The sequence below is a fragment of the Candidatus Enterococcus leclercqii genome (genome assembly GCF_009933135.1).
Taxonomy (GTDB): domain Bacteria; phylum Bacillota; class Bacilli; order Lactobacillales; family Enterococcaceae; genus Enterococcus_C; species Enterococcus_C leclercqii.
The window spans coordinates 96,568-119,713 of the sequence record NZ_MAEH01000015.1 but is presented as its reverse complement, the minus strand read 5'-3'; the positions used below and the strand labels follow the sequence as shown (position 1 = coordinate 119,713).

Sequence of the window (23,146 nt, the reverse complement as noted above, 5' to 3'; positions counted from 1 at the left end):
GGAATTTGATATGCTGTGGAAACTGTCTCTTTCCGGAATCAAAAGTCGATTGCGGGATTATATTGTCTTATTTTCGGGACTGGTGATCTCGTCATCCATTTTCTATATGTTTCAGTCGATGGCAACAAACAAAACCTTTTTGGAATCAAACTCGACTATTTCATCGATTGTTTTCATCTTCTATTTTGGTGCGGTCCTGCTGGGAATCATCACCTTTGTTTATGTCATCTATGCCAATTCATTTCTGATGAGCATGCGGCAAAAAGATTATGGCATGTTTATGATGTTAGGAGCAAAAGTTCGTAAAATCGCCCAAATGATCTTTCTGGAAACCTTTGTGGTAGGTCTGATATCTACACTTGTGGGGACAATTTTAGGAGTGGGGCTAACCACAATTATTAACAACTTGTTGGTGGCACAACTGGATCTGCAAGTCCAATATTTTTCCCCTTTTAACCTCACTGCCTTGCTTGTGACACTGGCTTTCTTTATCCTGCTCTTCCTTTTGACGTCAGTGATGAATGCCGGTAAGGTTGCCAGAAGAAGTCTGCTGAGTTTGTTGAAAGACAGCACAACACCGACACCAAAAAGTAAAAAAATTGTCGGTCTCCTTGTACAAGCTTTCGGCGGAATTGCTTTACTGGCGTTAGGTTATTATGTGATGGGGGATTTGCCGAAGTTTCAACTGATGGGAATCGCCGTTGCATTGGTGACGATTGTATTAGGTACCTTCTTTATCTTCAACAGTCTGCTGGTTCTTTTGATTGCACTTTTGAAACGTAACGATGGTATCGCATTGCGGGGAATCAATTCCTTCACACTGGCACAAGTCGATTTTCGTATTAAAGACTATACCCGGCTCTTGGCAATGGTTGCGATGCTTTTTGCTTTGGCATTGGGGGCGCTGACGGTCGGATTGGAATTCAAGAATGAAATTCCCAAGATGGCTAAAGCAATTACTGCTTATGATCTCGTGTTGAATCAAGCGCAGGACATTTCTGATGGGGAGGTGACTGCTTTGTCACCGACATTGGATGTTACCTATTCCCAAAAAGAAGACGGCCAGACAATCTATTATGACAAGGATCAGTTCGATGAAGCACCTTTGTTTGCTCCCGATAACGCTGGTCAGACAAGGCAAACAGCGGGCTATACGGGTGAAAAACTAGCCAAAGATGTGACGGCTCAAGACAATCTTCGAAATATTGAGTTGCCAAGCCAAAAAGAAAAACAACATCTTTTTCTCAGTAAGTCAGAGTACCAACAATTGGCGTTGCCGGAATCTGAATTGCGTGTGATTCGCGTCAATGACTTCCAACAAGCGTTAGTACCTCTAAAAAAACTGGTATCGGCGAATCAGAAAAACAATCCTGAGGTACAAAATCAAACCAGTTTCACCCAGCGAGTGGAAGTATATGATGTGTTTAACGGGATGTTTTCCGGCTTTGAATTTATGGGCTTTTTCTTAGGCATTGCCTTTTTGACAATGCTGGCCTCTTGTTTGATGTTCAAAATACTGTCCAGCGCCAACAGTGACCGCCATCGTTTTACTATGTTGGAACGGATTGGCACCCGTCGTGGACTGCTTAAAGCTTCCATTCGTAGGGAAATCGGCATCTTGTTTGTAGCTCCAGGCATCTTGGGGATGATCCATGTTTTGTTTGGTCTGAAGATGTTTACTACTCTTTTGGCAGATCCCTATGAACAAATCTGGCTGCCTTTTGCACTGTTTCTCGGGATGTATGGGTTGTATTATGTCTTGACCACATTTTTGTACACGACTATTGTTTTACAAAAGAAAAATTAAGCTACCTTTAGTTTCAATCAACTCTGAAAGGAAACGTGACATGAAAAAAACTATCCTGCTTTGCTTGGCGAGCCTAGCACTGGTGACTATGTCTGGCTGCTCCGGCAAAATTGATATCAACTCCACTGTGGATTCTGTTGCAGCGACGATGGCAAATACCGTAAATCAAGAGTTTTTCGGTTCAGATGGATTATTTACTAACGAAAAAATCAGCTACTTCCTTGATAAGGAAGAAAATGCCATCTATGTAAAACGGGAGAATACAGAAGGTACCACCTACTATTCACAAAATAGCAAAAAGGAAAATGATTCAGAAACATTCCTCAAAGTAACTGACAATCGTGTGATTGATAAGATCGAAGCGCTGGAGTCTGTATTTACTGTGGATAGTCGATCAGAGGATGTCAAAATATCAGGCAATCCCCAAAAGATCATGGAGCTGTTGGATTAGTGGTCATTGATCGCTTTGATCCGAGCTGGATTTGGCAGATCAGCAGGGTTTCGTGATGACGAAATCACCAAGCCATACCAACGAATATTTTTGGCTAGCTGTCATAGGAGCTTCATCTTTGGCGCGAGCGGAGCTGATCAACGCCACCTGCGGGAAAAGGGCGATTCAGCACTGGCTTGCCCGCGGATCAGGAGTAAATGCATGAAGTGATATTAAATTGAAAGACCGGATCAGGTGATACCAACCTGCGCCGGTCTTTTTGTGGCTTGAAATTCTAAAAATGAGGTTAGTCGCCTGTTTGCTGAGATTTAGCTTGTGACTTGAAGTTTTTTTCTTGCTGTGTGAAAAAATGTTAGCAGTTGATAGCAGACTAAATTAGAAAAAACTATTCTGATTGGAGGAGAATCTGAGCTGTAGATCAAGCTTTTTCGCCTGATACCTGACAGCGGCATGGGTTTTTCCAGGTAGATTGTCAATTGTCCTATTGAAATCGGTTGTCCCTTAGGTTATGCTTTAATTGATAATGAGAATCGTTATCAATTAGGGGGAGAGGAATGAAAAAAGCAGCAGTGGCAGCAACGGTGATACTGGCGGTAATTTCCGTTTTTGTTGGTGCCGGAAACTTGGACTTGTCAGGGCTTTCAGCGGGAGATCCGCAGCACTGGCTATTGCTATATGAAACTCGGTTGCCCCGGACGATTAGCCTAATTTTGGCAGGAGGCATGTTGAGTGTGTGTGGCCTGGTGTTACAAAAAATCATGCAAAATCCTTTTGTCTCCACCAATGCTATTGGCATGGTGGATGCCAGTCGATTAGGTATTTTGTTGGTTATGCTCTTTTTACCAAATGCGTCCCTTGCGTTGCGCAGTATTGTCGCATTCGTTTTTTCATATTTAGGAGTGCTGTTGTTTCTGGTACTCGGTAGATTATTGCCAAAAGGAGATGTTTTCATTCTGCCATTGACGGGAATGATGTTTGGTAATGTAGTGGGGGCCATTGCGAGCTTTTTCGGTTACCAATTTCGCCTCGTTCAAAATATGTCTTCTTGGCTGCAGGGAAATTTTGCCACCGTGATGAAGGCCGATCATCAGTTGATTTATTTGACGATTCCAGTCTTTGTATTGCTATTTTTTTTACTGCATAAAATTATGGTCTTGAGTCTGGGGGAAGAGTTGGCGCAAAACTTCGGGCTGAATGTCAAAAGACTGCAGTTTTTGCTGCTGGCATTGGTTGCATTAGGGAGCACCGCCGTTTTAATCATGGTGGGAAGCGTTCCGTTTCTCGGAATTGTCGTTCCGAATCTAGTCGCATTGAAATTCGGTGATCATTTAAAGAACACTCTCTTTATGACAGGTGTTGTCGGAAGCGGTTTGTTATTATTATGCGATATTATCGCGCGACTCGTAATCCGTCCATATGAAGTTCCAGTTAGTGTGGTGATGGGTATCTTGGGCGGCCTCTTATTCTTAGTGTTATTGATGAGGAGGCGGACAGTATAAAAAAAGAAAGAATTTTTCAACGTCAGCTGCTCATTTTGGCTGGACTAATCCTGCTCTTTAGCGGTCTTTATTTGACCTATGGCACTTATGGCAATTGGGAGTTCGCCCTTTCGCTGCGAGGAAAGAAACTGGCGGCCTTTGTATTGGTGGCTGCTGCTAGCAGCAGTTCAACTATTGCGTTTCAAACCTTGACTCAAAATCGTTTTTTGACTCCCGGTATTCTTGGAATCGATCAGTTGTATGTCACTTTGCAAACAATCTTGTTTTTTGTGATTGGCGGTTCAGCGGGGCTAGGTTTGCCGGCAGTACCGCAGTTTTTGATTAATGTTCTTTTACTAGGTGGGCTGAGTGTGGTCTTTATCCGTTTCTTTCTAGGGAAAACCGGCAATGACTTCTTTCGCCTGCTGATGGTGGGGATGGTGTCTTCCAGTCTGTTTTCCAGCATCAGTACTTTTTTGCAGGTGCTGATGGATCCAAACGAGTACGATTTGCTGCAGGGGCGACTGTACGCTAGCTTCAGTAATGTGTCGGTGGACCTGCTATTGATCAGCGGTTGTCTGTTAGCCGTGATTTGTAGCTTACTGTGGTATTTCGGACCAGAACTAGATGTTTTGTTATTGGGATTTGATCACGGACTTAACTTGGGACTGTCAGTCAGATCTTTACAGCAGCTGCTCTTGTTTCTCATCGCAGCTGCCACGGGGATAGCTACGGCATTGGTGGGCCCCACTGTCTTTTTAGGCTTTGTCGTTGCGACGGTCAGCTATCAAATCTTTCCGGTATATCGCCACAGACAGCTATTTATAGGAAGTACATTATTGGGGATTCTGTTTTTGATTGGTGGTCAATTTGTTATTGAACAGCTCCTGGGCTTAAAGGCTACTATCAGTACTGTCATCCAGTTTGCTGGAGGTGCTTTTTTCATCGGCAAGCTGACTGTGGGTCCGCTGCGAAACCGTTGGCAATTTGGCAAGCAGTCTGACTGACTAAAAATTACAGTAACGACCATTAACTATCATCTGCGAGGATAGCGGCTGCTAATTTTTCAAGTTAGGACAGGTATTTTTCGCAGCAGTGTTTACGAGGAGGAGTGTAATGATCGAGGCAAAAGAAATCGGTAAACAGTATCTTGATAAACAAGTGCTGCAAGCAATTGATTTGTCACTGCCGAAAGGAGAGCTAATCGCATTTATCGGTCCAAATGGTGCCGGGAAAAGCACCTTACTTTCCATCATGAGCCGCCTGCAGGGCACGTTTTCCGGGCAGTTGTATATCGATGACGGTGAGATTCGTGCTTGGGATTCCAAAGAGCTGGCCCAGCGGTTGGCAATCTTGAAGCAGAGCAACCAGGTACAGGCTCGCATCACTGTGGCTGAATTGGTAGCGTTTGGACGCTTCCCCTACAGCCGCGGACGTCTAACCACAGCCGATCAGCAGCTGATTGCTGACGCGCTTGCGGAGATGAGTCTAACGGAACTAGCAGAAGAAGAAATTCAGACCTTGTCTGGAGGCCAGTTACAGCGAGCCTATATCGCTATGATTTTGGCTCAGGATACGGAATATATTTTACTAGATGAACCATTAAATAACTTAGATATGAACCATGCCAATCAAATGATGCACTTGCTGCGACGCTTGGTGGCTAAGCTCGGGAAAACGGTTTTGTTGGTGATCCATGATATCAACTTTGCAGCCGGTTTTGCTGATAAAATCGTGGCGTTGAAGGGCGGACGTCTGTTTAAAATAGGTACACCACCTGAAGTCATCACGCCGGCAGTACTTGGTGAGTTATACGAGATGAAGGTCAATGTGATAGATTACAACGGACGCCCTTTTTGCATGTATTTTGATTGACAGGATTAATAAAAAACAATGAAGGAGAAAAGATAGATGAAAAAAATGATGTTGAGTATGGGATTATTGGCGGTTTTATTTGCCGCAGGAGCTTGTGGTCAGGCAACCGGCGAGGATCGAACAAATGAAAGTCAGACTGCTGCCACATCCGCTTCCAGTACAACGAAGGATAGTCAGTCGGGTCTACCGGCTGAAGTAAGTATCATGGATGGTGATAAAAAACAGGTGACTGTGGCAACGAATCCTCAGAAAGTGGTAGTTTTTGATAATAGTGCGTTGGATACGATGAACCGGTTGGGTGTTGGCGAACGAGTGATTGGAGCTGCCACAGATAATCTGCCAACTTTCTTGAGTGACTATAAAAAGGTTGCCTCTGCTGGTGGAATCAAGGAACCTGACTTGGAAAAAATTAATGCGCTACAACCAGATTTAATCATCATCTCGGGGCGTCAAAAAGACTTCCAAGACCAGCTGGCTCAGATTGCACCGACACTGTATTTGTCCACTGACAACACGGATACCTGGCCTTCCATTCAAAATCAGATTAAAAGTATCGGTGCGATTTTCGGCAAAGAAGAGGAGGCCACAGCAGCCATTGCTTCATTGCAGTCTAAAATCGATGGCTTGAAAGGCAAAGCCGTGACTTCCAAGGAGAAAGCCCTTGTCATGCTGGTGAATGAAGGGAGTCTGTCAGCATACGGTGCTGGTTCTCGTTTCGGAATAGTTCACGATACCTTTGGCTTCTCTCAGGCAGATGATCAGATTGAGGCCTCCACTCACGGACAAAGTGTTTCTTATGAATATGTGTTGGAAAAAAATCCTGATGTCATTTTTGTAGTAGATCGTACCCAGGCAATCGGCGGCGATGATTCACAAAATAATGTTGCTGCTAATGAGCTGATTAAACAGACCACGGCAGGCAAAAACAATAAGGTCATCTCACTAGATCCGGATGTCTGGTATTTAGCCGGCGCCGGAATTGAATCAGTGGATATCATGGCAGATAATGTAGCCAAAGCGTTTGCTGATAATAAGTAGCCTGAAGCAGGATACCGCCATGGAGAAAAAACTCTGGGCGGTTTTTTTGTATCTACTCTGTTGCCAGACTATGATGCAAGCAATAACAGATAAATGGGAGTTCTTTGTTATTTGTAGTCTAACGATTACCAAATTGAGTTCCCTTTGAAAGTCGGTCTTCCAAAAAAATATTATTGGTTTCAATAAATCTAAAAATGGTATACATAAATAATGAAGTTTAAGGGAGTTTTGAAAAGTGATCTATAAACGAAAAAACTGTGTAAAAGGACAGCGATATATACTAAAAATAATTACTTTTCGCATAACTTTCTACTTCCTTAGAAAAGAAAACTAGTTAGTAACTGAAAAAGAATATACTTCGTTAAAACCGAATATACAGCGTTTATTAGAAGTTGAAAAGACTGAAAAAGTCGTATATTTTAGCGATAATTTCAGTAAAAAAACAGTATTTTCATTTTTTCTAGTAATAAAGCGCTTTCTTAATGAGTGGAAATACGCTATAATGCATCTGTAAACTTGGAATTTTAATAAGATTATTGAAAGGAGTGCCAAATGAAGCAATTTTTTTTTACTTTTTCAGCTATTATTTTAGTAATTTTTTTAGTGGCGTTTTTGTTTCGAGTACAGTCATCGAATACAGTCAATGGTCAACCTGTAACAGTACCGGAGTTGGAGGCTTATGCTGACGAGTGTGCCAATCAGGTGGCAAGTGAATTCGCTGATAAATACCAGATTACTTCTTACGGGCAGGATTTTTGGAAGAGTACCTATCATGGAGAACAGCCTATCCAGGCACTTTATGAACAAGCCGTTGTGAGCCTGATTCGTCATCATGTGATTGAGGAAGCGGCTGTTTCTTTGAATCTGATAGAAAAGCATTCTTTTAAGGAGGAGCAGCAAGAGTGGAAGCAGACAGGGTCTAATGTCTCATTAGGACAATATTTGGCTGCACAGGAGGCCCAGCTCTCTGATCGAATCAAAAAAGCTTGGTTACAAGAAACACCACCTAATAAGCAGCAGCTTGCGAATGCTTTTGATCGATTAGAGGATAAGTACAAGCAAACTGATTATGAAGTTTCTGCAATTGAAATCCCCGGGTTTAAGGGGACCTTAGCAGAGTTACAAAAAATTGCCCAAAAGATTCCTCCAAAGCTGGATGCTTCAGCAGCAGAAAGCTGGTGGCAACAACAATTACCTCGACAAATGGTGACTCTTCTCTCTTTGAAAAGCTCGGAGTTTCAAAAAGATGATCTCTATCGCCAGGCTGCAGGGGCTTTTTTGAGCGGCCAAAAAACGGGAACTGTCGTAGCTGGGGATCAGAAACAGCAATTTTTTTATATAGTCCAAGTGAAGGGAGGGCAGCTTTTGACAGTTGAGGAGGCGCCGAAACTTGCCGAAAATCAATATATCAATGATCTTTTTGAAGAGCGGATCGCTGAAGGGCAAGAAAAGGCGAAAGTCAGTTTATCCAAAAAAATCGCAGCATCATTTCGTACCAGTTATCAAAATAAAAATTGATAAGGAGTAGAAAATGAAGAAGAAATCATTTGTTACATTAGCAAGGTTGTTTTTTGCCATAGTGGTTGTTATGGCACAATTCTCATTTCCAGTTTTACCGGTAAATGCGGAAGAGCAGGTTCAAGCAAGCAGATTTCATTCTGCTGGTGAATCAACTAGTGGAAGCACTTATTTTGTTGATGGTGAAAAAGGAAATGACCAGGCGGATGGTCATTCTCCGAAAACTGCGTGGAAGAGTTTAGAAAAGGTTAATGAAACAACCTTCCAACCCGGTGATCATATCTTATTGAATGCTCAGAGCACATGGAACAATCAGCGCCTATATCCAAAGGGCAGTGGTGTCTCAGGAAAATCCATTGTTGTGGATATTTATGACACGGATGCTCAAGGAAAAGCAGTGTATGAGACGAATCGTCGGCCAGTAATCAATGGTGGCGGAACTTACAGCACGGGGACTTTCAAACGCTCGATTTCTGGTGGTGTCCAATTAGTCAATCAAGAGTATTGGGAAATCTCCAATTTGGAAGTCACGAATTCACCGGAACTCTCTGATAGCGAAGCCTACAAAAAACCAGGGGATGCGCAACGTGCTGGAATTTTAATCTTAGGATACGAACAAAAACGAGTATTTAACAGCATTAAGGTCCGTAATAATTATGTTCATGATGTTCAAAGTGAATATTATTTGAATTTTAGTGGCAGCGCTGACACACGACGTTCCAAATGTGTGGGAGGAATCATTGTACTGGGCAACTGGTCAGATGAAAACGGAACAATCGTTTTGCCGGAAGGAGATCACCGTTCCACTACAGGATTCAACGATGTTTTGATTGAAAACAACGTAGTCCAGCGGGTCGGTCTGGAAGGAATTCGAACGAAGGCGGATGCAGATACGTCGCGAGGTAATTCCTTTTATAAAACATTTTCTAACATTGTGATTCGTAACAATTACTTGGAAGATATTGCTGGAGACGGGATTGTTTTGTCGGAAGTTGCCCGTGGAGGTTTGGTAGAAGGTAACGTTGCCGTTCGCGCTTGTAATGCTGACTATGGTACGCAAAACTATGCCGGTGTCTGGGCAATGTCTGTTGATGATGGTTTATTCCAATACAACGAGGTCTATGGAATCCAATACGGCTATAACGATGCTGAAGCTTATGACATTGATATGCAGTCCAATCGAGTCACTTATCAGTACAATTATTCGCATCATAACACTGGTGGCTTTTTGCTATTGATGTCTGATCAACGAGATTCCGTTGTTCGTTACAATATTTCCGCCAATGATGGTGCTGGCAATCGAGGGACGGGCGCTGACAATCCTGGTGGAGCAGGGGGATACACTTTCCAAACCCAGAGTATCTTTCATTACTGGGTGAAAAATGATGGTGCTAGTATGCCTTTGATTCACAACAACACCATTTATGTCGGAGATGGGATTTCTACTTCGTTATTTGGGGAGGGAAACAGCTCAGATAACAGTGGCACCATCGCCAACTTCCACAACAATATTCTCTACAAAGAAGGTTCAGGTTCGCTGAAATTTTTGACGAACTATGCACCAAATGGATCCAATCCTGTGGAAAGAAAGATGAGCAATACTCCGGAAAAATACTTTAAGAATAATGTGATCTGGCCAAAAGACATCGCTTCTGAAACTAGTGGTGCCACTGTTGAAAAATTGGCAAGTGGAAATAATATCTTTGCCGATCCAAAATTGGCTATCAGTGGCAATCAGGAATTGGCAACACAATTAGCCCAACAGGAATTTACACAGTTGGCTGATGGAAATGTAGCTGATTTCACTAGCAAAGAACGTTTGAGAAAACGGGCGAATCTCTTTACTCTGCAAGCGGACTCTCCTGCTCTGGGGAAAGCATTGTCTGAAAATAATGCAGCGACAGAGGATTTCTTTGGGACGTCTTTAGCGAATAAAATCTTGGATATCGGTGCACAACAAGCATCAAATGTTGAAAAACTGACGAAATATGAAGACGTTTCTTTAGAAATCTCTGCAATAACCGGTGTTTATCCGAAGCTGCCGGATCGTTTGAAAGTGAACTATCAAGAACTGGCTGACGGAGAAGTTGTTGCTGAAGGCACAAAGGAATTTGCTGTTCAGTGGGAGACTATTTCTCAAAAAGCTGTAGGTAAGGCTGGGACGGTTGAAGTCAAAGGGCAAGAGGAAGGGCTAAATGATTCGCAAATCAGTATCAAAGCAAAAGTCACTTTTTCAGGTGAGTTAGGAGAAGGAAAAACTACGGCTGTCTATCCAGCAGATCAGACGGCTTTTGTGCAAAAAAGTGATGGGAATAAAGCCTATTCGGCAACTCCCGGAACGGTAGGAGCGATTGGCAGTGGGGATGAGTACAAATATCCATATGGTGTGAATTATGGAGATAATTACATTTTGAAGCTCAAAAATAGCACGTCTGCTGGGTATAATCGCCGTATTTTTGTTGAGATAGATACGACTGATCTGGCACTGACAAATGATTTAAAACGGGCTAACCTGCAATTGAGTGTTATGCGCTACGATGCTTGGAGCAGCGCAGGGGACAGTAAGGAAAACCAATTGAAAAATACGCAATTTCAAATGGATGTGTATGCTGTTGCTTCAGATTGGCAGAGTAATAAAGTGACTTGGAACAATGGACCTGGCAATGCAGAGGTACCTAATGAAACCTTTATCGCTAGAAATTCTTTCACCAATTCAGAGATCATTGCTAACGGAAATGTCGTCAATGTAGATATTAGTAGCTATATTCGAAAAGTGATGGCTTCAGGTGAAGTTCCCAAAAAAATCAGCTTCTTACTGGCAATCAGTGATAGTAAGCTGCCTGGTTACAATGCAGACAATGCTGGTTTTGATGCCTTTTCAAAAGAAGGCGCTCAAAAAGCATATGAAGACTATCAGGCCGGCAAACTGAAGCTGCCGGAAAATCATTCAGTATTGGAAAAAGATACACTGGCGCCAAAAATCATCTTATCCAATGTCTATGAAACTGGGTACGAAGCAATCGAGATTACTACTGCGGCAGGTGTTGCCCCAGAGCTACCGAAAAATGTCGAAGTCAAATATTCTGACGGGACTAGTAAGACGGTAGCTGTTACTTGGCCGGAGCTTCCAGAAAGTCTCTATCAAAAAGAAGGCTCGTTCGAGGTTCGCGGCCAAGCGGCAGGCGTATCCATGCCAATTACTGCTAACGTAAAGGTTACTACAGAAAAGATTGCTACTTTCAGAGAGCTACCTGAGTTAAACCGCTTGATGGGAACTTCTCGGGGAGAACTAGACTTGCCGACTGAAGTCACTGCTGTTTTGGAGAGCGGTGAAGAGACCATTCTGAAAGTAACTTCTTGGGATGATGATGTGAGCAACTACTCTCCTTCCAGTCCTCCGGGAGAATACAGTTTCCCAGCCGGTTTGGAAGAAAAAGTGGGAGTCTCGAATCCGCAAGATCTAAAAGTGTTCCAAAAAGTAATTACCCATCCGATTCCTGAAAAGATCATTTTCAAAGAACAAGACATTTCAATTGAGGCGGGGACGGATTATCAAATTCCCGTGGCTGTTAAGGGACAAGGCAGCTATGAGCAGTTAGATGAATGGAGCAGTCAGCTGGACTTTAGTCTGACTGGTGCAACAGCTCGGCGATCCATTTTGCCAAGTGTAGATGCTACTGGTAAGATTTCAGTACCTGAGGGGACAGAGCCGGGAAACTACGAAGTGTTGGTGACAAGTCACGTTTTGCCAACAGTTAGAGAAGTTTTCAATTTTAAAGTGAATGCCCCCGTCGTCGTGGATAAATCTGCCTTGGAATCCGCGGTTGCTGCTGCTGACAAACTGCAAGCCGCAGATTATACACCAGAGAGTTGGGCGACGTTTGTAGTAGCGTTGTCTCAAGGAAAAGCAGTGTTGGCAGACGCTTCTGCAATCCAGACCTCAGTGGATCAAGCATTGGCAGACTTGAATGAAGCACAAAGTGGTCTCCAGCTTAAGCAACTGGTCGCTGATCGACAAGCATTGCTTGTGGCCATGACGGAAGCGCAGTTAAAAAAAGCGGATAGCTACACACTGATTAGCTGGGATGGGTTGACTGCTGCATTGGCAACAGCAAAAAACGTCTGGGAAAATGAGCAGGCCGATGAACAAATGATTACTGATGCTGTAGTCAACTTGCAGCAAAGTATCGCTGATTTAGTTTTTGCAAGTGAAGCGACATCAGATAAAAAACAACTTGCAGAAGCAGTTGCCACTGGTGAAGCTTTGGAGGCAAGTGACTATACCCCAGCAAGTTGGAGTAATTTGACTACTGCAATGACGCAAGCTGAAGCGGTTTTGAGTAAAGCAGATGCTGACCAGTCGGAGATTGACCATGCTTTGGCTGAACTTCAGGTTGCTTCTGACCAACTGATTCCTATAGCAGATCTTACAGCGCTGCTTGCGACGATTGAAGTGGCACAAAGCAAAGTGGCGGCCGACTATACCCCGGAAAGTTGGTCTGCATTCCGTGAAGTTTTGGAGCAAGCCATTCTTATTTCTGAAACTGACGGGGTGACACAAGTGCTGGTTGATCAGGCGAGTCAAAAATTGTTAGCGGCGATGGATAATCTGGCGGCAATTATTGATCGAACGGCATTAGATGCGACCATTACTAAAGCAAGTAGTCTGCAGGAGAGCACTTATACACCGAGTAGCTGGGCAGATTTCTTGGCAGTCATGGATAAAGCACTGGCACTTCAAAAAGATCCGCAAGCTGATCAAGAGTCAGTAGATCAGATAACAACAGCGCTACAAGCTGAAATTGATCAGCTGGTGGTGAAAGCAGATAAAACGGCACTACAAGCTGTAGTGGAAAAAGCTCAGAAAAAACTGGCAGCAGATTATACCACAGCCAGTTGGAAAGTCTTTGGTGAAAAATTAGCGCAGGGAATTGATGTTTTGGCAGATGTGGAAGCGACCCAGGAAAAAGTCGCTCAAAGTGTGGAAGAATTGCAGACTGCGATGGATAAGTTGGTGGCAAGCGTGGATAAGCGGGCCTTACAGGCAGCAGTTGCCAAAGCCCAAACTAAAGAAGCAGGCGACTATACACCAAGTAGCTGGGCCATTTTGAGTGAATCTTTGGCTCAGGCTAAGCTGTATCTGAACTTACCAACGGCCAGCCAAGAAGCTGTCGATCAGGCAACAGCGGAGCTATCCGCAGCTATCAACGCACTGGAAAAAGAGACATTCCAGGAAGTTGATAAGGGACGCTTGGAAAAACTTTTAGCTGAAGCTAAAGACAAAAAAGAGTCGGATTATACATCTGCAAGTTGGAAAAAATTGCAGGAGGTACAACAGACAGCTCAATCCGTTTACCAAAATGAGCAAGCTATTCAAGGTGAAATTGATCAAGCAGCCGATGATTTGGAAAAAGGAATCTCTCAATTGGTTTTGAAACCAACCAGTGAACCACAGCAAGAACCAGAAAAAGGAAAAGAATCTGGAAACAGTACTGGAATTAATGCTGGAAAGATTAAAGTAGAATCAAGCAATCTTAGCAATAGCTCAAAGAGTAAGATCTTTCCTAAAACCGGGGAGCAGACCTCCTATGCTCTTGTATTAATCGGTGTCTTGCTTTTGAGTGTAGTGGGTATCTGGATAGTCAGAAGAAATGCACATGCAGAAAACAAGTAGTCCATCAATGCTGGACTAGAGAACACAGCAAAAAACAGTAAACTCTCATGTTTGCTAATAAGTAAACTGCAGAGCCAGTCAGCATCATGACCTGGCTCTGCAGCTTTTTCGTTTTTTCAGGAAACGGAAGTATTCTCCTATATGGGCACGTACAGTAACAGGAGCAGAATCCATCCCATTATTTTCGCCCCCCTAATTAGTTTTTGAGAAATTGCTAAAAGTTTACCCGTCATTTGTGCAGGAAAAGCTGGCGAAATGTCTAAGGGATTTTGAGCTCTAGACTGAGGGGCTGGTTTAAAGAAAGCTCATCAGCAAATTTTGTGAGATTCTTTTCTGGTGCTGTGAAGCAAAAGCAATCGTCATCTTCAGCGAAAATATGCAGGGTTCGTGCAGCGACAGCCCCATGTATTTCCGTGATATTGCCAGTAACCGTTATGTAGGAAAAGGATCGTTGGTGGATCTTGTAGGCGATTCCTGCTAGGACGACTAAAAAAGTAAAGAGCAACACAGTACAACCTCTCAATAGAAAAAATACAGTTCACTTCTGAAAATGGCTAAACAAAAAGAGTGTCCCGTACAACCTTTTGTAAGGCTGTTGCTGAGACACTTTTTTACAGGGCAATAGGTTGTCAGGGCTGGAAGTACTCTTTTCTAGATGTTGGCAGTCCTTGAAACAAAGCCGGCTTCCAGTGGTAAAGCGGTCAACTTCAATCCTTGACTGCGTTGATGACTTCGCGAATTTTACCGATGGATAGTTGCGAACGGTCGTGGTTGCGGAACATCAAGATGGTGAAAATAGCGTCTAATAGACTGAGCTGGGCAATGCGGGAAGCTAAAGCCTCGGAACGAAAAGCAGTCTCAGCAGAAATGGAGATGAAAGTGACATCTGCCAGTTTCGCAAGAGGGGATTGCATTTGGCTGGTGACAACGATTACTGCAGCGCCACTGTTTTTAACGACTTCCGCTAGATGGATTGTCTCCCGGGAGCGACCCGTATGACTAATTAAGATCGCACAGTCGTTGGCAGTCATCATGGAAGCTTCCATCAATTGAATGTGATAGTCGGCGCTGTGGACTACGGTTAAAGGACTGCGCAGAAACTTGTGGTAGGCATCGGCAGCGACGATTTCCGACCCGCCGACCCCAAAGAAGAAGAGGCGCTGAGAATTATCAATGAGATCGACAGCGGTTTTAAGTTTTTGTCTATCGAGTAGATTTTTTGTATCTGTCAATGTGGAGATGTTGGAGTCAAAGATCTTTTGAGCCATCTGCAATTCATCGTCATCTTGAGTGATGCTTTCATGAATCGTAGTGACTGTACTGGAATCGAAATCATTGGTTAACAGCGCCATTTTAAATTCTTTGAAGCCGGAAAAACCGATCTTCTTGGTAAATTGAAAGAAAGTCGAGTCGGCGATATCCAGATCCTTAGCGATATCACTGATGGAGCTGCGGCTCACTTTTTGGGGATCGTTCAAAATATAGTCGGCAATCGCTTGTTCTTTTGGAGTGAAGTCTTTGTACATAGATTTAATGGTCAAACGAATCGATGGGGACATCGGATAAGCCTCCTTTAATGCGGCGTTTTTTGAAGTGCTAAGTTGTTGTGATCAAGTTGTTGCAGGTCCTCTCTGCAGCGCTTTCTTATTTATTATTAGAATAAAGGGGAACGTCAAAAAAAGCAAACAAAATATTTTTTTCGTTATTTCCCTTTACAAAAAAATATTTTTTTGTATAATAACAGTATAGATTGAATGCGCTAACAAAAATCAAAAAAGGGTAAAGTCATTAAGCCGAGTGAAAAAATGGAGGATGAACATGACAGACTACAAGATCGGAATCGTGAATTCAAGCAGCTTTGGGAAGGTCTTTCCTCAGCATTTGGAGCGTTTGGAAAAAATCGGAGAAGTCGTGCATATTACGGTTGATTCAGAGATTGGCGGTAAAGAGTTAGCGGAAGCTCTGGCAGGAATCAATATCGTTATTGCCAGCGTGACCCCGTTTTTCACAGAGGAATTCTTTCAATACAAAGATGAATTGCTTTTGATCGCCCGTCACGGCATTGGTTTTAACAACGTGGACCTCGCAGCAGCCAAAGCTCATGATACGGTGGTAACCATCATTCCAGCCCTGGTGGAGCGGGATGCTGTCGCCGAAAACAATGTGACCAACTTGCTAGCTTTAATGAGAAAAACGGTGCAAGCACATAATCGAGTTATCGCTGATCGCTGGGAAGACCGGGCAAGTTTTGTTGGCAATACACTGTACAACAAAACTGTTGGTGTCATCGGCGTAGGTAATACCGGCAGCGGTGTCGTCGAGACGATTCGTAATGGCTTCCGCTGTGAAGTACTAGCTTACGATCCATATAAGTCGGCGATGCACATCGAAAGTTACGGTGCCAAAAAAGTCGAGTTCGATGAATTATTAGCCAGAGCTGACGTCATTTGTCTATGTGCCAGCCTAAATGAAGGCAACTATCATATGATTGATGCTGCTGCTATCGCCAAAATGAAAGACCGGGTCTACTTGTCAAACAGTGCCCGGGGAGCATTAATCGATGAAGATGCTGCGGTGGCGGGTCTGAAAAGCGGTAAATTAGCCGGGCTGGCGACGGATGTTTTGGAAGAAGAGCCTGGTCGCAAAGATCATCCCTACCTGCAATTTGACAATGTTGTCATGACGCCCCATACCTCTGCTTACACGATGGAATGTTTAGAAGAGATGGGTGAGAAATGTGTTCGTGACGTGGAAGCTATCATCGAAGGCCGATTGCCGGAAAGAGCCGTGCAGCCGGAGAGTAAATTTATTACGGTATCCATCTAGGTCATTATAGAAATTGTCGATGCCGGTTGCTGGAGTGCTTAGCAAAAGCGTAGTGGTGAGGACGTAATTTTAAAGAATTACGTGGAGACCACCTCTCGTTAAAAAAGCACCCATAAGCAGCTGGTGTCGCCACTTTCAAAAAATGCCCCGGATCTTAGGATCGCGCAACTATCAACGTTTCAAGAGGAGGACATATGGAAACATTAAGTGTAGTACAAAGTTTGTTGATCGCACTGTGGGTGGCAGCGGTCATGTCACGCTGGCTCGGTGGTGGCGCTACCTTGACCTTGCGCTTTTCCCCGCTGATGACTGGTTTGGTAGTAGGGATTGTAATGGGAGATGTCAAGCAGGCAATGATCGTCACAGCAGCCTTGCAAATGATCTATATGGGGGTCTTTTCTCCCGGTGGTTCGATGCCGGCAGAGCCTTCCATTGCTGCAGCCATTGCCGTATCTGTCGCATTATTGGGAAATCTGAAACCGGAAGCAGCCATCGCAGTTGCTGTACCGGTAGGACTTTTAGGCAGTTATTTGTATCAATTCCGTTTCTTCATTAATACATTCTTAGGGAAGTATACCGATAAAGCGGTAGACGAACTCAACGACGGTGCCATCAAGCGGTCCATCATCTGGTATCCGACCATTGCTTCTTTCTTGTTGTTTGTGCCATTGGTATTTATTGCTTTGTACTTTGGTGCACCTGTGATTGCTGATGTAATTACGGCATTGGAAGGGACAGTGGTAATCCACATTCTGGAAGTTGTCGGTGGTGGTTTGGCGGCAATCGGGATTGCAACGACGGTTTATGTTATCGGACGGAAAGACTATCTGGTCTTCTTCTTCTTGGCTTACTTCTTGAGTGTTGTCTTCAAATCACTGGAGATCACGATGGTAACTTACGCAGTCTTCGGTGTGCTGATTGCATTGATCTTCGTGCAGTCACAAAAAGGCAAAGGAACTCCCCCACAAGCACAAGCAGCTGGTGGCGGCAGTGTCAGTGACGACGATGATGACGATGACTATGACGACGGGTTTTGATCACAAGGAGGAAAAACAATGGCTGAAATGATAAAAAATACCGCTGCACCAGAAGAAATCACTAAAAAAGACGTGACCAAAGCCTATCTCCGCTGGCACTTTGCCAACGAGATTCCGCATTCTTTCGAGCGTTACTTGGCGCCGTCTCTCTTGTATGGGATGATGCCCATCTTGCGCAAGCTCTACAAGGATCCGGATCAATTAAAGGCGGCTTATAAACGGCAGTTGCTGTTCTTCAACACTCAGTTAAGCTGGGGTGGGGGTGTCATCACTGGGCTGATGTCTTCAATGGAACAACAGCGGGCAGAAGAAGAGTATGAAAACAAAGAAGTCATGATGCAAGACGACTTGATGTATAACACCAAAGCCGGTTTAATGGGAGCTTTGGCAGGAATTGGGGATGCCATTGACTCTGGAACGGTGCAATACATCTTTATCGCAATCGCTGTTCCGTGGGCACAAGAAGGTAGTCCGCTGGGAGCAATTTTCCCATTCATCTGCTTTGCCTTGTACCAAGTGATTCTGGGGGTATTCTTTGCCCGCCAAGCTTTCACTATGGGGCGTAATGCTTCTGGATTGATGCAAAGTACCGGTGTTCAGACTGCGATTGAAACACTGTCAGTTTTAGGGCTGTTCATGATGGGGATTTTGGCAGGAAATTATGTTAAGGTCACTTCCGCATTGAAGTTTGGTATTTCAGGACGTGAGTTTGTCATCCAAGACATCTTAGACCAGATTGTGCCGGGTATCTTGCCATTGGCGGTCGTCATGGGTGTCTACTTGTTCTATACGAAAAAAGGATTGAAAGTCACGCAAGCTTTACTGTGGCTGACGGCAATCTTGATTGTTTTAGCAGGAATTGGGATCTTATAACAACTGCATAATTAAAAGGAGGATTCTCTAATGGGTAAAGTAAATTTAGCACGGGTGGACGAACGATTGATCCATGGACAAGTCATGGTGACCTTATCACAAAAAAGTGGTGTCAACTCGATTTTTGTAGTCGATGAAGTCGTTGCTAAGGACAAGTTCATGCGCGATCTCTACAAGAATGCGGGTAGTCGTACTGGGCAAAAAACGATCGTCATCACACCGGAAAAAGCAAAATTCTATTGGGATGAATACGAATTCAAAGATTACAACTGCATTTTGATTACGAAAACAGTTAGTGTAATCTATGATCTGGTCAAACATGGATTGCCAATGGAAGAGCTCAACATCGGCGGAATCGCGCAAAAGGATCCAGAAAAAGACCTGTTGGTAACCAAATCCGTTTACCTAAACAAAGAGGATGCCTTGAAACTCAAAGAATTGAATGAAAACTACGGTGTAAAAGACATCTATTTCCAAGCAACACCGTCTGCACCAAAATCTAGTCTAAAAGATGTATTGAAACAATTTGGTTTATAAGAAAACCAGCACTTGGGGCTGTCGTCAAGACGACGGCGACCGGCAGTAGCGGCAAAAGCCGAGAAAACAGGAGGGCTTACCATGGCACAAACGGAAAATTTCAAAGATTGGCTGTTTCGTTACCAATACTTGTATGGAATCCGTCGCAGCGACAAAAGCAAAAAACGTTTCATCGGTGCCTTGGTAGCTGACCTGGCTGCAATGGGAGCTGCGCCGCAAGTAATCGAATACGATCAACAGAAAAAGAGTGCCTCGCGTAATGTTTACGTGGGGGATTTGAAACGAGCTAAAAAAGTCATTTGCACCTACTATGATACGCCGCCGATTTCTATAGGAGATTACGTTTTCTTTGATCGCAAGCGACAGTCGCGACAGACCGTTCTGGCGATTTTAATGGGTTCGTTGGCGCTTCTCTCACTAGGTGGTCTGGGCTTAGCTTGGTTGATGAGCAACAGCTGGTTTTCTTTAGACTTTACGCGCCCGCTGACCTATGTGAGCATGGCCGCGCTACTGGTCTTTTTCCTACTCTTGGGACGAGTGACGAAGGGCTTGGCCAACCGCCGCAACTTGGTGAGAAATACCGGTTCAGTTTTGTTGCTGCTGTCAATGATTGAAGCCAATCGGAATCCTTTTGTAGCCTATGCCTTCATTGACGAGGGCACTTTCGGTGAACGGGGGTTGGAGGTACTGCAATCCTCATTGCCAAAGGGAACGCCGGTTTACTTTCTCGAGGCTGTCGCAGCCAAAGCACCGCTGTACATCAAAGATCGTGAAACTACGCTCTTTTCCAAAGAGGCAGTCGCAGCAAAGACGAAGGATCAAGTACGCTATATTTTCAGTGGCGAGCCGGGCACAGAGGGTTTTACACTTTCCAAAAAACTTTTGAGAAGCAAAGAAATGAACATGGAAAATATTGAGCAATTGATCACAGCACTTTCATAGAAGCAAACTAAAAACTGGAGGTTTTGCAATGTTAGGGATCGTAATCGCGACACACGGAACATTGAGTGACGGATTGAAAGACGCGGCGGAAGTCATCATCGGCTCTTCTGATAACATCGCCACCGTCAATTTGAATCATGGAGAAGATATCCAAAAGCTGGGAGCTAAAATTCACACAGCTGTCCAAGAGGTGGATCAAGGAGACGGTATTTTGATTTTGACAGATGTCGTGAGTGCCAGTCCTTATAATCAATCACTGATGGTGGCTAGTGCTTTGGACCCTGAATTGCGAGAAAATACGTACGTCATTGGTGGTGTCAACCTGCCGATGCTTCTGGAAACCATCAATCATCAGATTTTGTCAACACCGGCAGCTGAGGCAGCGCAGGCTGTTTTGGCACAAGGAGCCGACAGTCTTGGCTTGTGGCATGTTTCGCTGGTAGCTGATGAAGAAGACGAAGAAGACGAATTTTAAAGAGAGAGGAAGAATGCTATGAAGTGGGCTTTTCGATGGTATGGCGTTGAGGGAGACCCGATTCCAATTCAGCATGTGAAACAGATTCCCGGTATCACCGGTGTCGTAGGGACACTGTTGAACAAAATGCCCGGAGATGTCTGGGAAATTGATGAAATCAAAGAATTGAAAAAGGAAGTCACAGCTGGCGATTTGGAACTATTAGGGATTGAAAGTGTGGCAATTCATGATGCCATCAAAGCGGGGACTGCTGAGCGGGATAAATATATCGACAATTATATTCAAACGATCCGCAATTTGGCGGCCTGCGATGTACGCTTGATCTGTTACAGCTTCAAGCCAATCTTCGGCTGGTTCAAAACGGATATGAACTACCGGTTACCAGACGGCAGTACGACATTGCAATTTGATCAGTCAGTGATTGATGAATTGCAACCGCAGGATTTATACAAGCGTATTGCCAGCCAGTCCAAAGGGTTTCAAATTTCCGGCTGGGAAGAAGAACGCCTTGCAAAATTCAATAGTCTTGTGGCAATGTACGACGGTGTCACTGAAGAAGTCCTCTTTGAAAACTTGAAATACTTTTTAGAACGCATCATTCCCGTTTGTGAAGAGGTAGATGTCAAAATGGGGATTCATCCGGATGATCCACCTTGGGAAATTTTCGATTTCCCACGGATTACGAAAAATCTCTCCGACCTGAAACGCATCATCGAAGCAGTGGATTCACCTTACAATGGCTTAACCTTCTGTACTGGCGCGTTGGGAGCTGATCCCAATAACGATATCCCGCAAATGATCCGAGAAGTCGGTCATCGTATCAATTTTGTTCATTTCCGTAATGTTGGCTTTTTGGGCGAACGGGATTTCATCGAAACGGCTCATCTGTCAACAGCAGGTTCGTTGGATATGGCAGCAATCATGGAAGCTTTGGTGGAGGTCGGTTTTGACGGAGTATTGCGTCCGGATCACGGGCGAACAGTCTGGGGGGAAGTGGCTCGGCCAGGTTATGGCTTGTACGATCGGGCGATGGGCCTGACCTATGCACAAGGGCTGCATGAAGCATTGACCAAAGCCAAAGAAAAGGCATAAGGAGGAAAAGACATTGTTTGATATGAAACAGCATCCAGTGTATCTGGAGATGAAAGAAAAACGATTGCTGCCTCTTTATACTGTCACTCAGCTTGACCTGTTGCCGCTGGTAGAAAAAATTTTGGTAGACAATCAGTTACCGTTAATTGAAGTCACTTTCCGCAGCGAGTTAGCTGTTGAAGCAATCAAAATTTTGGCGAAATCTGGCAAGCTGCTAGTAGGTGCCGGAACGGTAAAAACTCTTGAGCAGGCTAAAGCGGCTGTCGAAAACGGCGCCAAATTTATCGTATCGCCGGCAGTTGTTCCCGATGTTATCAGTTACTGTCAAGAACAGCAGATTCCGGTCTTTCCCGGCGTAGCCACACCAAATGACATTCAGCGAGCTTACGAGCTGGGATTAGATGTAGTGAAGTTCTTCCCGGCGGATATTTACGGCGGTTTGAAGGCAATCAAAGCTTTAGCGGGTCCATATTTTGAAATGGAATTTGTGCCCACTGGTGGTATTCATCAAGGCAATCTGCAAGATTACCTCGACTTTGAAAAAATTCTGGCAGTCGGCGGTTCCTTTATCTTGTCTGAAGCACTCGTGGCCGCTGATGGTGGCGTCAAAGCCGCAGCTACAATTAAAGAATTGCGGCAGCTGACTAAAACCAATTAGGCAGAGGATGATTGGCTGACAGTGTCGAATCAGCGAGTCTTTGTAATAAGTTTAACCTCAGATGACTAGTGAACCATCAGACTTGATAGTAGTGGGGCAGATTCTGCCCCGCTGCTTTTGCTGCATAAAGGAGGAACAGATGAAAGCAATCGACTTATTGATTTTTGATATGGACGGCTTGATGTTTGAGACCGGCCGCTTGGCTTATCGAGCCTACCTGCGCTCAGCAGAAAAATACGATTACGAGATGAATCATCAAGTTTACTACCACCTAACCGGTCGAACGGAAGCTGCGATCCTTAAAGAGATGGCGGCTCTTTATGGAGAAGAGCTGCCTTACCAGCAGTGGCGTGGGGAAATGAACATCAACAAAGGCCTGATTTTTGCCGAAGAAAAACGAGTCTTCAAGAAAAAAGGCCTGGTATCATTGTTACAGTATGCGAAAGCGTCTGGTCGCTTGGTGGCAGTGGCCTCTTCCAACCATTTAGAAAATATCCGCAACTATCTTGAGATTGAAGAGGTAGCCCCTTATGTCGATTTGATTATTTCAGGGGATGAAGTTAAAAAAGGCAAACCGGACCCGGAGATTTTCTTGACGGCCTGTAAAAAAGCCGAGGTAAAACCAGAACACGCCCTTGTATTGGAAGATTCCCGGGCTGGCATCAAAGCCGCCAAAGCTGCCGGGATTGCTTCAGTATTGATTGAAGACGATATCACCGATCTGCCGGTACGAAAAGGACGCTATCGACTGCAGCGGGATTTGGCCCAAGCGATGGTCTATGAAGCTGTTCCCGATTACATTTTTGAAGACTTGGATGAGGTAACGCACTTATTGCAAAAGACATTTGACGAAACGGAGTGAAGA

General features: G+C 44.3%; 18 protein-coding genes and 1 pseudogene. 18 read left to right on the top strand and 1 reads right to left on the bottom strand.

All coding sequences use genetic code 11. From position 1 onward, the window contains the following. The first annotated feature begins 10 nt into the window (after positions 1-10). The 9 genes and pseudogenes from BAU14_RS10085 (at position 11) to BAU14_RS14360 (ending at position 13,841) form a co-directional block, all read left to right on the top strand. Positions 11-1,807: an FtsX-like permease family protein gene (locus tag BAU14_RS10085; RefSeq protein ID WP_161899978.1), complete on the top strand. Its 1,797-nt coding sequence runs from the start codon at positions 11-13 to the stop codon at positions 1,805-1,807. Positions 1,808-1,847: 40 nt separating this feature from the next. After that, complete coding sequence (locus tag BAU14_RS10080; protein WP_161899977.1) at positions 1,848-2,258, top strand: hypothetical protein; 411 nt, start codon at positions 1,848-1,850, stop codon at positions 2,256-2,258. Between the two features lie 554 nt (positions 2,259-2,812). Continuing rightward, complete coding sequence (locus BAU14_RS10075; RefSeq protein ID WP_161899976.1) at positions 2,813-3,757, top strand: iron chelate uptake ABC transporter family permease subunit; 945 nt, start codon at positions 2,813-2,815, stop codon at positions 3,755-3,757. A 26-nt stretch (positions 3,758-3,783) separates the two neighbouring features. Further along, positions 3,784-4,743, top strand: a complete 960-nt coding sequence (locus BAU14_RS10070) for an iron chelate uptake ABC transporter family permease subunit (protein WP_237580450.1) — start codon at positions 3,784-3,786, stop codon at positions 4,741-4,743. A gap of 109 nt (positions 4,744-4,852) precedes the next feature. Continuing rightward, entirely contained in the window at positions 4,853-5,611 is a 759-nt protein-coding gene (locus tag BAU14_RS10065) for an ABC transporter ATP-binding protein (protein WP_161899975.1), read from the top strand. Positions 5,612-5,647: 36 nt separating this feature from the next. Then, positions 5,648-6,649: a siderophore ABC transporter substrate-binding protein gene (locus tag BAU14_RS10060; protein WP_161899974.1), complete on the top strand. Its 1,002-nt coding sequence runs from the start codon at positions 5,648-5,650 to the stop codon at positions 6,647-6,649. A 552-nt stretch (positions 6,650-7,201) separates the two neighbouring features. After that, positions 7,202-8,167, top strand: a complete 966-nt coding sequence (locus tag BAU14_RS10055) for a hypothetical protein (RefSeq protein ID WP_161899973.1) — start codon at positions 7,202-7,204, stop codon at positions 8,165-8,167. Positions 8,168-8,180: 13 nt separating this feature from the next. Beyond that, positions 8,181-12,365 (top strand): annotated as a pseudogene (locus BAU14_RS10050) (Ig-like domain-containing protein); the annotation flags it as partial. Beyond that, a complete protein-coding gene (locus BAU14_RS14360) occupies positions 12,342-13,841 on the top strand; it encodes an LPXTG cell wall anchor domain-containing protein (RefSeq protein ID WP_272927985.1) in 1,500 nt (499 codons plus the stop codon). The pseudogene BAU14_RS10050 and the gene BAU14_RS14360, both read left to right, overlap by 24 nt. A gap of 707 nt (positions 13,842-14,548) precedes the next feature. Here BAU14_RS14360 and BAU14_RS10045 read toward each other — a convergent pair. Then, positions 14,549-15,400 carry a MurR/RpiR family transcriptional regulator gene (locus BAU14_RS10045; RefSeq protein WP_161899971.1) on the bottom strand — a complete coding sequence of 284 codons (852 nt, stop codon included), beginning with the start codon at positions 15,398-15,400 and terminating at the stop codon, positions 14,549-14,551. 259 nt (positions 15,401-15,659) lie between these two features. Here BAU14_RS10045 and BAU14_RS10040 point away from each other — a divergent pair, with 259 nt between their 5' ends. From BAU14_RS10040 to BAU14_RS10000, 9 genes are all read left to right on the top strand, one after another. Continuing rightward, positions 15,660-16,667, top strand: a complete 1,008-nt coding sequence (locus BAU14_RS10040; protein WP_161899970.1) for a D-isomer specific 2-hydroxyacid dehydrogenase family protein — start codon at positions 15,660-15,662, stop codon at positions 16,665-16,667. 194 nt (positions 16,668-16,861) lie between these two features. Then, on the top strand, positions 16,862-17,704 hold the full coding sequence (locus BAU14_RS10035) for a PTS mannose/fructose/sorbose/N-acetylgalactosamine transporter subunit IIC (RefSeq protein ID WP_161899969.1): 843 nt from the start codon (positions 16,862-16,864) through the stop codon (positions 17,702-17,704). 18 nt (positions 17,705-17,722) lie between these two features. Further along, positions 17,723-18,577, top strand: coding sequence for a PTS system mannose/fructose/sorbose family transporter subunit IID (locus tag BAU14_RS10030; RefSeq protein WP_161899968.1), 855 nt, complete (start codon positions 17,723-17,725; stop codon positions 18,575-18,577). 30 nt (positions 18,578-18,607) lie between these two features. Beyond that, positions 18,608-19,114: a PTS system mannose/fructose/N-acetylgalactosamine-transporter subunit IIB gene (locus BAU14_RS10025; protein ID WP_161899967.1), complete on the top strand. Its 507-nt coding sequence runs from the start codon at positions 18,608-18,610 to the stop codon at positions 19,112-19,114. A gap of 81 nt (positions 19,115-19,195) precedes the next feature. Beyond that, positions 19,196-20,056 (top strand): hypothetical protein, encoded by an 861-nt coding sequence (locus tag BAU14_RS10020; RefSeq protein WP_161899966.1) that lies wholly within the window; start codon positions 19,196-19,198, stop codon positions 20,054-20,056. A gap of 28 nt (positions 20,057-20,084) precedes the next feature. Next, complete coding sequence (locus tag BAU14_RS10015; protein ID WP_161899965.1) at positions 20,085-20,531, top strand: PTS sugar transporter subunit IIA; 447 nt, start codon at positions 20,085-20,087, stop codon at positions 20,529-20,531. Between the two features lie 18 nt (positions 20,532-20,549). Then, positions 20,550-21,623, top strand: coding sequence for a mannonate dehydratase (gene uxuA / locus BAU14_RS10010; protein ID WP_161899964.1), 1,074 nt, complete (start codon positions 20,550-20,552; stop codon positions 21,621-21,623). A 22-nt stretch (positions 21,624-21,645) separates the two neighbouring features. Further along, positions 21,646-22,281 carry a bifunctional 4-hydroxy-2-oxoglutarate aldolase/2-dehydro-3-deoxy-phosphogluconate aldolase gene (locus tag BAU14_RS10005; RefSeq protein ID WP_161900042.1) on the top strand — a complete coding sequence of 212 codons (636 nt, stop codon included), beginning with the start codon at positions 21,646-21,648 and terminating at the stop codon, positions 22,279-22,281. Between the two features lie 139 nt (positions 22,282-22,420). Continuing rightward, complete coding sequence (locus BAU14_RS10000; RefSeq protein WP_161899963.1) at positions 22,421-23,143, top strand: HAD family hydrolase; 723 nt, start codon at positions 22,421-22,423, stop codon at positions 23,141-23,143. Positions 23,144-23,146: the final 3 nt, after the last annotated feature.